The sequence below is a fragment of the Bradyrhizobium sp. BR14999 genome (assembly GCF_056106085.1).
In genome coordinates, this window is record NZ_CM148536.1 from 6,720,428 (window position 1) to 6,735,943 (window position 15,516).

General features: G+C 59.3%; 11 protein-coding genes and 1 pseudogene. 4 read left to right on the top strand and 8 right to left on the bottom strand.

Annotated elements, in window-relative coordinates; all coding sequences use genetic code 11:
- Positions 1-217 precede the first annotated feature (217 nt).
- The 4 genes from ACR9YP_RS31500 to ACR9YP_RS31515 form a co-directional block, all read right to left on the bottom strand.
- The gene (locus ACR9YP_RS31500) at positions 218-649 is read right to left on the bottom strand and encodes an Mth938-like domain-containing protein (protein ID WP_438109610.1); all 432 of its coding nucleotides are present in this window, start codon (positions 647-649) and stop codon (positions 218-220) included.
- Complete coding sequence (gene amrS, locus ACR9YP_RS31505; RefSeq protein ID WP_438109611.1) at positions 646-1,746, bottom strand: AmmeMemoRadiSam system radical SAM enzyme; 1,101 nt, start codon at positions 1,744-1,746, stop codon at positions 646-648. Before amrS ends, ACR9YP_RS31500 begins: the two co-directional genes overlap by 4 nt.
- 494 nt (positions 1,747-2,240) lie before the next feature.
- Positions 2,241-2,807, bottom strand: coding sequence for a hypothetical protein (locus tag ACR9YP_RS31510; RefSeq protein ID WP_370988691.1), 567 nt, complete (start codon positions 2,805-2,807; stop codon positions 2,241-2,243).
- Between the two features lie 431 nt (positions 2,808-3,238).
- Positions 3,239-3,550 (bottom strand): hypothetical protein, encoded by a 312-nt coding sequence (locus ACR9YP_RS31515; protein ID WP_245473470.1) that lies wholly within the window; start codon positions 3,548-3,550, stop codon positions 3,239-3,241.
- Positions 3,551-3,719: 169 nt separating this feature from the next.
- Between ACR9YP_RS31515 and ACR9YP_RS31520 the strand changes: the two genes are divergently transcribed.
- Positions 3,720-4,763: a medium chain dehydrogenase/reductase family protein gene (locus tag ACR9YP_RS31520; protein ID WP_438109612.1), complete on the top strand. Its 1,044-nt coding sequence runs from the start codon at positions 3,720-3,722 to the stop codon at positions 4,761-4,763.
- Positions 4,764-4,957: 194 nt separating this feature from the next.
- Here ACR9YP_RS31520 and ACR9YP_RS31525 read toward each other — a convergent pair whose 3' ends face one another.
- Positions 4,958-6,310, bottom strand: coding sequence for a transposase (locus tag ACR9YP_RS31525; RefSeq protein WP_091880269.1), 1,353 nt, complete (start codon positions 6,308-6,310; stop codon positions 4,958-4,960).
- Positions 6,311-6,633: 323 nt separating this feature from the next.
- On the opposite strand from ACR9YP_RS31525, the gene ACR9YP_RS31530 reads away from it, so the two are divergent.
- Positions 6,634-7,545 (top strand): SDR family NAD(P)-dependent oxidoreductase, encoded by a 912-nt coding sequence (locus tag ACR9YP_RS31530; protein WP_438109613.1) that lies wholly within the window; start codon positions 6,634-6,636, stop codon positions 7,543-7,545.
- A gap of 203 nt (positions 7,546-7,748) precedes the next feature.
- Here ACR9YP_RS31530 and ACR9YP_RS31535 read toward each other — a convergent pair whose 3' ends face one another.
- Positions 7,749-9,188 carry an IS1182 family transposase gene (locus ACR9YP_RS31535; RefSeq protein WP_474217821.1) on the bottom strand — a complete coding sequence of 480 codons (1,440 nt, stop codon included), beginning with the start codon at positions 9,186-9,188 and terminating at the stop codon, positions 7,749-7,751.
- Positions 9,189-9,624: 436 nt separating this feature from the next.
- Between ACR9YP_RS31535 and ACR9YP_RS31540 the strand changes: the two genes are divergently transcribed.
- Entirely contained in the window at positions 9,625-10,386 is a 762-nt protein-coding gene (locus tag ACR9YP_RS31540) for a class I SAM-dependent methyltransferase (protein ID WP_438109614.1), read from the top strand.
- A gap of 610 nt (positions 10,387-10,996) precedes the next feature.
- On the opposite strand, the pseudogene ACR9YP_RS31545 reads toward ACR9YP_RS31540, so the two are convergent.
- Positions 10,997-12,433, bottom strand: a pseudogene (locus ACR9YP_RS31545) (IS1182 family transposase).
- A gap of 146 nt (positions 12,434-12,579) precedes the next feature.
- Between ACR9YP_RS31545 and ACR9YP_RS31550 the strand changes: the two are divergent.
- Positions 12,580-13,893, top strand: coding sequence for a serine hydrolase domain-containing protein (locus tag ACR9YP_RS31550; protein WP_370990781.1), 1,314 nt, complete (start codon positions 12,580-12,582; stop codon positions 13,891-13,893).
- Positions 13,894-13,993: 100 nt separating this feature from the next.
- Here the strand turns inward: ACR9YP_RS31550 and ACR9YP_RS31555 are convergent, their stop codons facing one another.
- A complete protein-coding gene (locus tag ACR9YP_RS31555) occupies positions 13,994-15,433 on the bottom strand; it encodes an IS1182 family transposase (RefSeq protein ID WP_474217821.1) in 1,440 nt (479 codons plus the stop codon).
- Between the last annotated feature and the right edge of the window lie 83 nt (positions 15,434-15,516).

The following is a 15,516-nucleotide window of genomic DNA, read 5'->3' on the forward strand; positions in this document are numbered from 1 at the left end:
GCGTACCATGGCGCGTATCATGATCTGCCGGCATCGCTGGACCTCTCACAGAGCGACAGCGCCGTTGGCTGGCTATAGTGTGATGACGCGGGCGTTTCAAGGTACGCCGTCGACTACGGCCGCATCATCTTCCGCGGCTACGTCCGTATCAGGACGACGCAAGCCGGATCAGGCTGGTCTGCCACTATCAACGGAACAGCTTGACCGAGCATTTCTTTCAACAGGTTACATGAAAGAGTCCGATTCTCTTTGCGCGTGAGCGGTTGAACATCCGGATTGCCTCGGGTGTCGGCTTCAACACGACCTCGCAGCCCTTTCTTTCGAAATAGGCTTCAGCTTCCGGTGATAGGTGTACGTTGCCCATCTGACCCGAGCCGATGACGACCTGGTCGCACCCCTTCTCGAAGAGAAATTTTGCCTCATCTTTTGAAAGCACGTGCGAGGTACCATACAGCTTCTTTGATAGCTTCTTTTTCCGCTTCACAATTTCGCCGGAAAGGCGAACGACGACGTCGTGCTCATAAGTCTTTCCATCAATCGTGATCGCGCCAAATATGGTGTTGTCAATCTTCATCGTGGCCTCCTGATCAGAATCCTGCTCCAACACGCAGTATTGAGGCGCCTCGACGCCGGCATCATCCTCACTCAAGAACGTTCCAGTCTGCCGATCCGGATCGGGACGCGCCGCTGCCCCCAGCTGCCGGGGCGTGCCTCGAACAAGCCGGGGATTGCGGTGGAGCAAACACCGCAGCGGCCGTCGCCTGTGAGCCGCCAAGTCGTGATGTCATACCAATCTCGACCGATGATCCGCTCACCACAGCTCGGACAGTACGTGCTTTGGCCTCTCTCGTCATGGACATTCCCGGTGTAGACGAAATGCAGTCCCACCTTGCGCGCGATATCGCGAGCGGTCGTCAGCGTGAAGGCCGGCGTCTGGGGTAGATCCAGCATCTTGTAGTCAGGGTGGAAGGCGGTGAAATGTAAGGGCACGTCAGGTCCCAGCCTTGTCATCACCCATTCGCTCAGCTTTTTCACCTCGTCCGGGCTGTCATTGTGACCCGGGATCAGCAGCGTTGTGATTTCGAACCAGACATTCGTCCCGTACTTCAGATACTCGAGCGTCTCGAGGACGGCGCCGAGATGGCCGGTGCACAGCCGTTTGTAGAATGCCTCGGTGAACGCCTTGAGGTCGACATTGGCGGCGTCCATGAAAGTGTAGAGCTCCTCCCGCGCCGCCGCGTCAATGTAGCCCGCTGTGACCGCCACGTTCTTGATCCCGCGCCGGCGCGCCTCCCTTGCAACGTCCACGGCATATTCGAGGAAGACGACGGGGTCGTTATAGGTGTAGGCGATGGAGCGTGAGCCCGTGGCAATCGCGGCCTCGACAATATCTTCCGGCGAGGCTGCGTCCTGGAGCCGGTCGAGCGCTCGCGCTTTGGAGATGTCCCAGTTCTGGCAGAATTTGCACGTCAGGTTGCACCCGGCAGTACCAAACGACAGCACGGGAGTTCCGGGCAGATAGTGGTTCAGTGGCTTCTTCTCTATTGGATCGACACAGAAACCCGAGGAGCGGCCGTAGGTCGTGAGCACGATCCGGTCATCCTGCCGGCCACGCACGAAGCACAGGCCGCGCTGGCCTTCGTTGAGCCTGCAATAGCGCGGGCAGATGTCGCACTGGATGCGCCCGTCTTCGAGCCGGTGCCAGTAGCGGCCAGGAACGCCTTCCAAACGCTCGGGTTCGGTCACAGCATTCGTCCTGTGGATCGCTGAGCAAACCTCAGATCTTTGCCAACGGGCGTCCGAGCTGCCACGATGTCTGGCCAGGCACGAACGCTCGCGGACGTCGGCTCATTTTATGCCTGATGGGCGGAGATGGTAAGCCGAACCGTTGCGGCGCGCCAAAATACGGCGCCGATGTCGCAGTTGGGTCAATCGCGTCGCTTTTGGCCAGTTTACCGGATGTCTGCTTCTCCCCTGACAGCGGCGGAATAGCGGACATCCCCTAACCGCTGCTTGGGGCCAACATCAGACGTTAATGCCCGCTTTGGTGTGCAGCAGGTTAGTATCGGCAACGCTAAGGGTGCCGCTCAAGCGACGCGGCCTGTTGCATTCTCTCTCTGCCGATGAGTATCGGCAGAAAGACGAGAGCCCGGCTGTTGGGCCGGGCTCCTCGTTTGGTTGGCTGAGCCGCGGGGTGTTCTAGGCACCCTGGCCTCAAAGGGGGCCTCGGTTTATCCGTATTATTTGATCTCCCATGAGGTGTTGTGCGGGATGTCCATCGCAAAATAATCGCCCGGGCCGGCCAGCGCAGGCATCGCGATGCAAGCAAATGGCTCGCTCCCGGAAATCCCCTTATATTTCCCGGTACCGCCGGTGATGATATGGGTGCCGCAATCCATCTTTGGCTGAGACTTGTCGAGGTCGCGGGTATCGAACGTCGAAAAAATCCTGTCCCCATCGACGTCGGTCAGCACGCAGGCGCCATCAATATATTTCTTCTCGCCGGATGCGACGTTGAGCGCCACGCAACGTGCCGACATCTTGTCCAGCATCTTCTCTCCCTTCATATTTTGCGTGGTCCCGACCGCCTCCAGCGTAGTGGCCTTACCAAGTTCGCCGGTGTCGACGCTCATCAATGGCCGAAAAATGAAATGCGTCACGTAGGGAGTAGTCCCCTTCTTTTCAATCGGCTCTCCCGCAACTGCGGCGGGGGCAAAGGACATGAACGCCGCAGCAAAAACTGCTATTTGGGCTAGTCTTAATGCTGCGGTAGATGCGGGGACGATGCTCAGGTTGGTGCAGTTCATTGGTTCCTCCTTAGGTCCAGCGGACGCTTCAGGCTTCTGCCGTAAAGCTGCCGTGAGTTGGGGATGACCTGCGTACGCCTTCTCCTGCAAATATCGAGTTCTGCGTGGGCTCACCGCCAACGCATTCCCGCTCTAATGATCCGAGAAATTCGAATGCTAGCATGAAACGTGGCGGGCGTCAGCATCATGTCTGGAAACGCAGCGTCAACCGTCCTGACCGATTGCGCTCAGTGGAATCCGAGCTCTCGCGTGGCCTTTCGATTGCAACATGGGGGCAAGCAATCGACGCAACCAATTTTCGCAGCCGCCCAAGTCCGAGTTGGGTCACAAGATGACCTTCCGCGGGCGGGACCGCGTGTCCAACAGCCGACATCGACTACGTAGCTAGAGACCGCCCGAGGGCGGTCTCGCATTTGGGCGAAGGCGCTCCGTCAAAGATCGACTTGGACGGCAACATTGGAGCGCACCCAATCCGATTGCCCGGCCTTCAGCCGCTTGGCTTGAAATTCAACGAAGGCCGGATCGGCGCCCAGTGACGCCAGGGTACGCCCATAAGCTTCGACACTATCGAAGCGAGCGACGAAGGCATAGTTCCCGATCTCGCCACCGATCACGGACCAATAGCTGACATCGGCCCCGTGTTTCCTCCAAAGTGACGCGCCGTCCTTTGCCAGCTGTAAGACGGTTGCAAGATCACTACCGGGTCTTGGATGCGAAACGAACTGCATAATGACTGCAGGCATTTTCCCCTCCGATGAGCAATGATGGCGCCAAACAACCGGGTTGGTCATTTGGCTAGAGGAGAATTCCAAAGAGTGCAGCCTCAAGCTTGATCTGGATCAATTCCATTGCTGCGGTCTGGCGGCAGCCTGACCGTTCTGCGCTGAAGGTCGGCATCCAAGGAGATCGGTCATGATGGAGCAGCGCAACCGAGTTGTTCAGGTCAGCCGCTTCGGTGATCCCGAGAGATTGGAGGTGGTGGACGCTCCCCTGCCGACCGCCGGTCCGGGCGAGGTGCGCGTTCGCGTACTCGCGTCGAGCCTCAACTACACCGAGGTGTTGATCAGGCGCCATCTATATCCGCAAACGATGCGCCTCCGGCCGCCGTTCGTAATGGGCTACGACGTGGTGGGGGCAATCGATCAGCTCGGCCAAGGCGTGCACGACTTTCAGATTGGCGATCGCGTGGCCGACATGACGGTAGTCGGGTCAAACGCCGACTATCGCACGCTTCGGGCGAGCAACGTGGCCCGCGTGCCGGTGGATGTGGACGCGGCTGAAGCGGCTGCGCTGATCCTGAGCTGGACGACTGCGCACCAGCTTCTGCACCGCGCGGCCAAGGTCCAGCGGGGCCAACGTGTGCTCGTGCACGGGGCTGCCGGCGCGGTCGGCCAGGCGCTGCTCGTGCTTGGGAGACTGGCCGGCCTCGAGCTGTGGGGCACTGTACGCCGCGAGCACATGACGCTCGTCCACGACCTCGGGGCAACGCCGATCGATTACCAGCATGAGGACTTCACGCTGGTTGTGCCGGGTGGGTTCGACGTCATCGTCGACGGCGTTGGCGAAGACGGCTATCGCCGCTCATACGCGGCGCTCAAACCGGGTGGCCTGCTCTGTGCCATCGGCTTTTCGGCGAGCGTGCAGGCACAGCGTCGAATGCTGCCTATCTTGATGGAGATCGCGCGCCTCTACCTGTGGAGACTGTTGCCCGGCGGCAAGCGAGCCCGCTTTTACTCGGTAAATGCCATGCGGGCGCGACATCCCGCTTGGTTCAAGGAGGACTTGGAGCAACTGTTCGAGCTTCTGGCAACTGGCGCCATCCGGCCGCGCATCGCCGAGCGGATCTCGTTCGAGGAGGTCGCCGATGCTCACCGTCGCCTCGAGGCAGGCGGTCTTGAAGGCAAGCTCGTTCTTTGCCCGGATCTCTCCTCGCGACGCAGCCAGCGCGCTGCCTGAGGCGGCGCGCCGGCACGTTACATCCGCATCTGCGCTCATGAGACACGAAAGAAGGCCGCAGCGGTGCAAGGTCGATTTGCAGCCCTCTGGCTGCCGCAAATATTTCCGCTTCGGGTCGATTCCGTTGAAAAAGGCCGGCAGTATTTCGTTGTAATAGCTCCGTCGCGACGTGGCCGGAACTGCTCTTACTGACCCTATGCGAGCGTCGGGGTGGGCATCGGGATCAGCTTGGCCATCTTTCGAAGGTTTTGGGCGGTGGCTGCGAGGATGAACTCGTCGCGCGCGCCGTTTGGACCTCGTAAACGCAAACGGTCGAGCTTGAGAATGCGCTTGAGGTGCGCGAACAACATCTCGATTTTCTTGCGGAGCCGGCGCGAGGTGCCTCCCTCCCACGATCTCGCGATCTGGCGCGCCATGTCGCGAGCGCCCTCGTAGATCGAGCGGGGCACTCTCCGTGAAGCCTGCTTGGGGCAGCATCGGGGCTTCAATGCGCATCGATCACAATCGCGCTTGCTGGCGAGGTAAAGCATGGTAGCACCATCATTCACCAACGTTCCGGTCGTGGTAAGAATGTTGCCACCAGGGCAACGATAGATGTCCCCAGCATGGTCATAGGTGAAGTCGTCGCGCGAGAAGATCCCGTCTGTGCGGGCCGACTTGTCGAAGACTGTAACGTGCGGCTCGATCCCGTGCTCATAGACCAGCCAGGCGAGCATCTCGGCCGAGCCATAGCCGCTGTCACCGAGCAGCCGGCTCGGATAGAGATCAAACCGCTCCAGCGAGCGCTCAATCATGCGCTTGGCGGCCAATACCTCCGCCTGCCGGATTGCCGTCGTTGCCTCAACATCGACGATGATCGCGTTCTCGATGTCGACCAGATAGTTCGTCGAATAGGCGAAAAACGCTTGGCCGCCGTGCGCCCCCGTCCAGCGCGCCGCCGGATCGGAAGGCGATACGAACTTCGGGGTAACCTCGGTCGCGGCTCCGAAAGCGGCATCATCAAGGCCGGCCAGATACTCATCGATTGCTCGGCTGGCAGCCTCCGGCGGAAGTCCCTTATCGCCTTCGATCCCCTTCTGCCGATTGGCATCGGCCTTGATTAGGCTCGCATCGACTGCAAATCCCTCACCGCCGACCAGTCGTTCCTCGATGCAGCGGCGCAGCACGCTCTCGAACACGCGACGGAAGAGGTCGCTCTGCCGGAAGCGGCCGTGCCTGTTCTTGGAGAATGTCGAATGATCCGGCACCGTCCCGTCCAGACCGAGCCGGCAAAACCACCGGTAGGCCAAATTGAGGTGAACCTCATCGCACAGGCGCCGCTCCGATCGGATGCCGAAGCAGTAACCGATCAGGAGCATCCGGATCATCAACTCGGGATCGATCGAAGGCCGACCGATGCTGCTGTAGAAAGGCGCCAGGTCCCGCCGGACCTGTTCAAGATCGACAAACCTGTCAATCAACCGCAGCAAGTGATCAGTCGGGATATGTCTTTCGAGCGAGAACTCATAGAACAACGCGGTCTGTTCGACTTGCCGATGCCCCATCATGATCTTCAGTCCTGCCAATTAGACAGACTGAATCACTGATATCTCTGCGTCGCAACAGCCGTCTTTTTCAACAGAATCGGTCACGAGCGGAGATTTGGGCCCGTGCCGATCACGTCGGGATCACCTCTGACAGCCGACATCGAGCAAGTTTCGTGGGCGGTCGAGAAGAGCCATAAGCGGACATCAGCGAACTTCCCGAAAGCGGACGCGTTGTCGATTGCGGGGACGTCAATCTGGCTTTGCCAAACGGAGATAGCGCCCCGACAGTTGGTGTCACGGTTGCGCGCAGACGCATTCAATCTTGCCGGAAGGAGGATTGCGAGATGACAGAACGAATTTCGTTGGAGGGAAAGGTCGCGGTTGTGACTGGCGCAGGTCGCGGGCTTGGGCGGGCCTACGTCGAACTTCTCGCCGAACGCGGCGCCCGGGTCGTTGTAAACGACCTGGGGACCGATGTATCGGGGTTCGGGAAGGATTCCACGATCGCGGAACAGGTGGCCGATTGCATTCGATCCCGTGGAGGCGAGGCAATCGCGAATGACAGCAATGTTTCCACCCCTGAAGGTGGCAGTGACCTGATCGCGACGACCATCGAGCATTTCGGGAGAATAGACCTCCTCGTGAACAACGCAGGTATCTGCGGAAGCCAGCTATTCGAGGACGCCACCCTTGACGATTTCGATCACTATTGGCGGGTGCACCTCGGCGGGCCGGTTAATACGGTGAAGGCTGCCTGGCCGTATATGGTCGCACAGCGCTACGGGAAGATCATCTTCACGACGTCAGTCAGCGGCCTGTTTGGATTACGTGGCCAAGCCACCTACGCTGCGGCCAAGTGCGCGGTAGTTGGATTGATGCGCATTCTTGCAATTGAAGGTGCTGAGCATGGGATTCTCGTGAACACCATTTCGCCAGCCGGGTACACGAGGATGCACCCAGCGGCGGTTGCGGATCCCGCTTGGCTGAAGCAGAGCGAAGCCACAATGCCGGTTGCGGCTGTTGCGCCAGCGATGGTCTGGCTGGCAAGCGATAGTTGTTCGGAGACGAACAGGATCTACAACGTGGAAGCCGGAGTAATCCAACGTATCGCTATCGTCATGGGACCTGGCTTCTACGATCCACATCTGACACCCGAGAGCATCGCCGAGAACTACGCAAAGGTCGAATCGATCGAGGGCTTTTTCGAGCCGGGTCCGTTCGAGCCCGGTCAGATACCCGCAACAGCGAAGTCTTGAGGAACGAGGTTACGCCATGGCGACGTTCGACTGTGGCAGACAGCGTTACTCTATGAACCAGTGCGCAAGTCATCAGCGGCCGCGCCGCGGCGGAGCTACACTGGCCGCCGAAAAGCAGACCTGCTGAAGGTCAGCTAAGGGTCTTGGCCGTGTAAAAACGGCTTCAAAGGGCATCGGTCCGGAAGCTAGGAACCGCGCCTGTCTCAGGCCGCGATCGCAGTGATCAGTGGCTTGGCCCCGACGATGTTCATGACCCGTGTAAGATTATAGGCCAAGACCGAGAGTGCCATCTCGGCCGCTACTTTTGGGAGCGTTTTGGTGAGGAAGTGTGTCGCTCCCATGCGGGCCTTCATCGTGCCGAACGGATGCTCGACCGTCTCCCGACGCTGACGCATGGCTTCTGGGTTTGCGTCAAGGCGCTGCTGCACAGCCTCAAGCAGATGCTCGTGCTCCCAGCGTGTAATTCGCCGCTCTGGTCCTGTCGTGCACTGCGATTTGAGCGAACAACTTTGACAGGCAGTGGTCCAGTAGCGCCGCAGCATCTTGCCGTCTTCTTCGTTTGTGTAGCGATACGGCAATCGCTCCCCAGCCGGACAGCGATAGGCGTCCTCCTCTGGCAAATAGGCAAAGTCCTGCTTACCGAAGCGCCCCTCCGATTTGGCACCCGACGTCAGCGGCTTGGGCAGAGTTACGGTGATGCCGGCCTCGTGGCACGCGAGGATCTCCGGGCTGTTGAAGTAGCCGCGATCGGCTACAGCTTCGAGCGTCTCGGTCTCGAGAACAGCCTTCGCCTGCTTGGCCATATTGGCGAGTTGTGCCCGATCTGAGCCGCTGTTCGTCACCTCGTGCGCTACGATCAGATGGTGCTCGGTGTCGACGGCGACCTGCACGTTGTAGCCAACGGTGCCGGAGCCCCGGCCGCTTGTCGCCATCGAACGGCTGTCGGGATCGGTCAACGAGATTTGCTGATCGGGTGACGCAAGCATCTGCTTCTCGTAGACGGCAAGCTTGCCCATTTCCTCCCTCAGCTTCGTCAGCTTCTCGGTTAGCCTCGTCACCTTGGCGGCCAACGCCTCGCTCGGCTCCTGCCGGTCGGCCGTGTCCAGTTGGCTCAGATAGCGCGCGACGCTCTCCTCCAGCTGCGCGCGCCGCCGCTCCACCTTCGCGCGTGTGAAGTTCTTGTCCCGGTTGTTCACAGCTTTGAACTTGCTGCCATCGATGGCGACGCTCGACGTCGCGAGGAGACCCATTTCACGGCAGAGTTCGACGAAGCGTGCGCATACCTTGCGGAGCGCCAGGCCATTGTCTTTGCGGAAGTCCGCGATCGTCTTGTGATCAGGTGCGAGCCGGCCCAGCAGCCACATGGTCTCGACATTGCGTCCGGCCTCTCGTTCGAGCCGCCGGCTCGACTGCACCCGGTTCAGATAGCCGTAGATGTAAAGCTTCAGGAGAACCGAGGGATGGTATGACGGCCGACCGGTCGCCGCCGGCTTCACCCCCTCGAAGCTTAGCTCGGCCAAATCGAGCGCATCGACAAACACGTCGATCACGCGAACAGGGTTGCTCTCGTCAATGAAATCATCGAGGCACTCGGGCAATAGCGTCGATTGCCCACGATCCGCCTCCGCAACGAAGCGCTTCATTCCAGCCCCCCGCAAATCGTGCGGGAATCATATCGCGCGAATCACATCAAGCGCAGCGTTTTCACACAGCCAGGGTCAGAGGCAGCCCTCGGCAGCTTACAAGAGCTTGGTCGGCTCACCTCCCGAAAGCGGCCGTCGCGGCGCTCTGAGCCAAGGTCAGTCCCGGGCCAGAGCAGACATGCGCGCAGCGAAAGAGGCGCCCGAGTTGGCTGCTCTCATGGCTTTCTACTGAGGCAGCGTAGATCGTGCGCAACAGGCGGAGCCTACTAGCGGGCGCGCCGCGATGCAGGCCGCGAAGATCGGCATTGGCGATGAAGCGCAACTTGGTTCCGGTCGAGATTCTCGTTTTGCGCCGGCTCGAGCCGGCGCTGATGGTCGGCCTCCACCTTGCCCATCAGCCGCGCACTGTGTTAATCTATGATAGAAAGGTGCCTCTATGCACGCAGATGTAGTATCAACTCTTTGGACCGACTATCGTTCTCGCGAAATCATCCGAGACCTTCATCCAAACGATCATATGTTCAACGCCGCGGTTCAAGGCTGGACTGATTACATGGGCGTTGGCGTTAGCGCGGTCCAGATCATTTGCTCCGCGCTTCTGACCGGCCCCGCCTACCACCTCGAAAAAGTGCTAGATTTTGGGTGCGGTCATGGCCGAGTAGCCCGTCATTTGCGCGCCTTCCTTCCAAAGGCGGAACTGTATTTTGCAGATATAGACGAAACCGGTTCACGCTTCTGCGCCGATACTTTCGCCGGCAATTACGTTCAATCCCATCACGACTTCGATCAACTCGATCTTCCGAAGGATCTGGACTTGATTTGGGTCGGATCAGTGTTCACGCATCTCGACTATGGCCGCATGAACAAACTGTTCAATGCCCTGATTGGGGCACTCCGGCCGCGCGGCACGTTGATAGCGACCTTCCGCGGAGAATCTCAATATCGCAGAGCGTTACAGGAAACAGACCCTAATCAAAGGCGAAAATGGAAGTCCCTGATTGATCAATACGAGGCCGGTGGAATCGGTTTTGGTTCCTATGGCATCGCCGATGATCCGGAATGGGGACTATCTTTATCTTCCATCAATAGCGTCATCGGTATGGGAAAGCGTCTGCCGAATGTCCGCCTGGTGTCCTACTCCGAAATCGGATGGGCCGCAGCGCATGACGTGGCAGCTTGGTCAATCTCTCCGGTCTAGCTATCCTTTTCGCAAAGCTCCAGTCAGCGCCTGCTTGGCTTCCTGCTGGCAGCGCCTTTGCCATGTTCCGTAATCCGTCCCGGTTGGTTCCTGCCGGCTCGTACTGGATGTTCTGATGGTAGAAATCGACCCGGTCGGCCATAGCGCCGGGCGGCGCCACCTCGAGCTCCAGGTCATCGATGATGGCGCGATAGCCCTCGCGCAGCGCCTGCGTCGGAGAGCCCAGCAACAGTTCATTGTAAGCGGCGCGCGCGACATAGACCGGCCGCGAACCGGAGTCGGAAACATCGGACTTGCGGTATCAACGAGGGCCGCGATTGCTGACGCAGCTCGGCGCGCCGGGCATCGGCCAAGCTTCAAGGCGCGCGCATTGTCGGCTCCCGGATATCGCGCTGTCCGTCCGTCGGCCCTGGGCTTGTCCGATTGTGACCGGATGCACGGACAAGACAAACGTCCGCTCCGGGTCCAGGCCGTGTGAAAATCCGGCAACTTGGGGCGCACCGGCGCATTGCGGCCGCCGAGCTTCTAATTCGGTGGAATCGACCTCCTGTCATCTCGGTGCAACCAGGAGCTTCGTGCAGGCGCTGATTTGGTCGTGCAGAGGCCGGCCTCACGCCTGCATCGCCTCCAGCAATCCGCCTACGCCCACGAGCATCATCACGCGCTTCATGTTGTAGGCGAGCACGTTGAGCGCCATCTCGGTGGCCACCTTTGGCAGCTTTTTCGTGAGAAAGTGCGTTGCTCCCATCCAACACTTCATCGTGCCGAACGGATGCTCCGCTGTCTGACGGCGGACACCCATTGCATTGGGGTTGTGGTCGAGCCGATCCTGAACTTTTTCCAGAACGGCCTCATGCTCCCAGCGTGAGATGCGGCGCTCGGGACCTGTCGTGCACTGAGCTCTTAGCGCGCAGGTCTTGCAGGTGCTTGTCCAATATCGGCGCAGTGTCTTTTCGTCCTCTACGTTCGTATAGTGATAAGTTAGCCGCTCGCCGGCGGGACAGCGATAAACATCATTGGCGGCGACATAGACGAAGTCCTGTTTGCCGAAGCGGCCAGCAGCCTTGGCGCCCGAAGTCATCGGCTTCGGCAACGTCACCGTGATGTCGGCTTCCTCGCAGGCCCTGATCTCCTCGCCATCGTAATAGCCGCGATCTGCCACGACTTCGAGAGTCTCGACAGCCATCTCGTCGCGAGCCTGCCTGGCCATGTTGGCGAGTTGGTGTCGATCGCTGCCCACGTTGGTCACCTCGTGAGCCACAATGAGATGATGCTGCGTATCAACTGCAATCTGCACGTTGTAGCCAACGATCCCGGTGTCCTTGCCACTTGTCGCCATCGAGCGCGCGTCAGGATCGGAGAGCGATATCTGCTTGTCCTCACTCTTTATCATCTCCGCGTTGATCGTGTTGAGCCGGATGGTCTCCTCCTTGAGCTTCTCGATCTTGCCCTTTAGCCGCTCAACCTTCGCCTCCGGCACCGCGTCGCCATGTCGATCGGCGGTCTCAAGCTGAGAGAAATAGCGGGCGATGCTCTCATCGATCCGCTCAAGACGTTTCTTCATCTTGGCCTCGGTGAAGTTCTTGTCCCGCGCATTGACAGCCTTGAACTTTGATCCATCAATGGCGACGCTTGCTGCACTGAACAGATCAAGCTTGCGGCACAGCGCGACGAACTCGCGACAGACCTCACGAATGGCCTTGCCATTGTCCTTGCGGAAGTCCGCGATGGTCTTGAAGTCCGGCGCCAGCTGCCCGGTCAACCAGATCATCTCGATATTGCGCTGGCATTCCCGCTCCAGCCGTCAGCTCGACGGAATCCGATTGAGATAGCCGTAGATGTACAGCTTGAGCATAGTGCTGGGATGGTAACTCGGTCGGCCAGTGTCGAGTGGCTGGACACCGACGAACCCCAGCTTGCCGAGATCGAGACCGTCGACGAACACGTCGACCGCTCGGACCGGATTATCCTCGCTCACATAGTCATCGAGCGACGACGGAAACAGTGTGCTCTGCCCCCGATCCAACCCTTCAACAAAGCGCTTCATCAGATGCCCCGCCAGATCGCCGGGAATCTTATCGCGCGAATCACTACAAACAGAGCATTTTCACACAGCTTGGGCCAATAGGAGACATACCCCTTGAAGTTTCCACCCAATTTGATCTCTACTTACGGGAATCTTTGGGGGACGTCGTGTCGGCGCCGCAATATTCCCGTCGCAAGGCTGTGTCATCGCTGGCCGCTACAGTCGCTTGTGCGTTTGCTGGTCCCGTTCCCGCAACCGCAGAACCAGTTTCCCCCGGCGCGACGCAAGACTGCGCCGGTCCGATTTTCTCCACAACAGGTCCAAACGCCGAGCTTTACGGCGCCAAAGATGGTTATCCTCTTCCCGACATTGCGGAGGCGCGGAGGCAAGGCGACCCTTGGGAGCCAAAATATCGTGTCGGCGCATTCACCCATATCGATCACATCTATCCAACGCGGCTCATCAGGCGAGCTGTGACACCCTGGAAGTTCAAGTGCTCACGGGCAGACGTTTACTACAATTTTCAGGGAAGCAAGTTTTCGCCCCTCGACTACATGTCGCGCAATCCGGCCACTGGCCTGCTGATCGCCAAGGACGACCAGATTATCTTCGAAGGCTATCAGTACGCGCGAACTGATCAAGATCGGTTCGTATCCCAATCGATGGTCAAGACGATAACCGGACTGTTGATCGGGATCGCCATCTCGGAGGGGGCGATTAAGTCGGTCGATGATATCCCCGAAAGTTATGTACCGGGTTTTATTGGCAGCGAGTACGGCAGGACGCCAATTCGCGATCTGCTGCACATGTCCTCAGGGGTCGATTTCGGTGAAACAAGAGACGGAGGACGTGACCTCAATCGCCTGTGGAACGGCATGGGGATCGCGTTCCCGGACTCCAAGTTGGGCACGGTTAAGAGCATTGTGCAATTCAATCAGCGTGTCGCCCCAGCGGGAACGAGATTTTACTACGCGAGCATAGAAGCCGACGTGCTCGGCATGGTGCTTCACGGTGCGGTCAACAAGTCAGCGTCTGACTATCTGCGCGAGAAAGTATGGGAACCGATCGGCGCGGAAGCGGATGCCAATTGGCTGGTAGACGCAGAAGGATTCGAACTGGGGCACTTTGGCTTCAATGCCGTTCTGCGCGATTACGCCCGGCTAGGACGTTTGCTGGCGCATGATGGCGCATGGGATGGCAAGCAGATCGTTCCGACGCAATGGATGATCGATGCGACTACCGTTCGAGCTTTGGATGACTATCTGCGACCGGTCGTGGCGACGAAGAGATTTGGCTACGGTTATCTCTTGTGGCTGTTTCCCGGTGAGAGGCGGCAGTTCGCGTTGTTAGGATTCAAGGGCCAGTATATTTGCGTTGATCCGACCTCTAAGGTCGTCATGGTGCACACTGCAATTGAGGACCCGGTACATCGAGGCGAACCATGGGCTCTATGGTCGGCACTGGTCGATCAGCTAGGCTGATACTAGCTCGGGACAAGCTCGACATCGACCGCTTCGGGTCTTGGCCGTGTAAAAACGGCTTCAAAGGGCATCGGTCCGGAAGCTAGGAACCGCGCCTGTCTCAGGCCGCGATCGCAGTGATCAGTGGCTTGGCCCCGACGATGTTCATGACCCGTGTAAGATTATAGGCCAAGACCGAGAGTGCCATCTCGGCCGCTACTTTTGGGAGCGTTTTGGTGAGGAAGTGTGTCGCTCCCATGCGGGCCTTCATCGTGCCGAACGGATGCTCGACCGTCTCCCGACGCTGACGCATGGCTTCTGGGTTTGCGTCAAGGCGCTGCTGCACAGCCTCAAGCAGATGCTCGTGCTCCCAGCGTGTAATTCGCCGCTCTGGTCCTGTCGTGCACTGCGATTTGAGCGAACAACTTTGACAGGCAGTGGTCCAGTAGCGCCGCAGCATCTTGCCGTCTTCTTCGTTTGTGTAGCGATACGGCAATCGCTCCCCAGCCGGACAGCGATAGGCGTCCTCCTCTGGCAAATAGGCAAAGTCCTGCTTACCGAAGCGCCCCTCCGATTTGGCACCCGACGTCAGCGGCTTGGGCAGAGTTACGGTGATGCCGGCCTCGTGGCACGCGAGGATCTCCGGGCTGTTGAAGTAGCCGCGATCGGCTACAGCTTCGAGCGTCTCGGTCTCGAGAACAGCCTTCGCCTGCTTGGCCATATTGGCGAGTTGTGCCCGATCTGAGCCGCTGTTCGTCACCTCGTGCGCTACGATCAGATGGTGCTCGGTGTCGACGGCGACCTGCACGTTGTAGCCAACGGTGCCGGAGCCCCGGCCGCTTGTCGCCATCGAACGGCTGTCGGGATCGGTCAACGAGATTTGCTGATCGGGTGACGCAAGCATCTGCTTCTCGTAGACGGCAAGCTTGCCCATTTCCTCCCTCAGCTTCGTCAGCTTCTCGGTTAGCCTCGTCACCTTGGCGGCCAACGCCTCGCTCGGCTCCTGCCGGTCGGCCGTGTCCAGTTGGCTCAGATAGCGCGCGACGCTCTCCTCCAGCTGCGCGCGCCGCCGCTCCACCTTCGCGCGTGTGAAGTTCTTGTCCCGGTTGTTCACAGCTTTGAACTTGCTGCCATCGATGGCGACGCTCGACGTCGCGAGGAGACCCATTTCACGGCAGAGTTCGACGAAGCGTGCGCATACCTTGCGGAGCGCCAGGCCATTGTCTTTGCGGAAGTCCGCGATCGTCTTGTGATCAGGTGCGAGCCGGCCCAGCAGCCACATGGTCTCGACATTGCGTCCGGCCTCTCGTTCGAGCCGCCGGCTCGACTGCACCCGGTTCAGATAGCCGTAGATGTAAAGCTTCAGGAGAACCGAGGGATGGTATGACGGCCGACCGGTCGCCGCCGGCTTCACCCCCTCGAAGCTTAGCTCGGCCAAATCGAGCGCATCGACAAACACGTCGATCACGCGAACAGGGTTGCTCTCGTCAATGAAATCATCGAGGCACTCGGGCAATAGCGTCGATTGCCCACGATCCGCCTCCGCAACGAAGCGCTTCATTCCAGCCCCCCGCAAATCGTGCGGGAATCATATCGCGCGAATCACATCAAGCGCAGCGTTTTCACACAGCCAGGGTCACAAGA

Excerpts from the sequence above, each read along its gene's own strand:
- ACR9YP_RS31540 (WP_438109614.1), top strand. The coding sequence starts at position 9,625 with ATGCACGCAGATGTAGTATCAACTCTTTGGACCGACTATCGTTCTCGC.
- ACR9YP_RS31530 (WP_438109613.1), top strand. The coding sequence starts at position 6,634 with ATGACAGAACGAATTTCGTTGGAGGGAAAGGTCGCGGTTGTGACTGGC.
- ACR9YP_RS31555 (WP_474217821.1), bottom strand. The coding sequence starts at position 15,433 with ATGAAGCGCTTCGTTGCGGAGGCGGATCGTGGGCAATCGACGCTATTG.
- ACR9YP_RS31525 (WP_091880269.1), bottom strand. The coding sequence starts at position 6,310 with ATGATGGGGCATCGGCAAGTCGAACAGACCGCGTTGTTCTATGAGTTC.
- ACR9YP_RS31535 (WP_474217821.1), bottom strand. The coding sequence starts at position 9,188 with ATGAAGCGCTTCGTTGCGGAGGCGGATCGTGGGCAATCGACGCTATTG.
- ACR9YP_RS31515 (WP_245473470.1), bottom strand. The coding sequence starts at position 3,550 with ATGCCTGCAGTCATTATGCAGTTCGTTTCGCATCCAAGACCCGGTAGT.
- ACR9YP_RS31520 (WP_438109612.1), top strand. The coding sequence starts at position 3,720 with ATGATGGAGCAGCGCAACCGAGTTGTTCAGGTCAGCCGCTTCGGTGAT.
- ACR9YP_RS31510 (WP_370988691.1), bottom strand. The coding sequence starts at position 2,807 with ATGAACTGCACCAACCTGAGCATCGTCCCCGCATCTACCGCAGCATTA.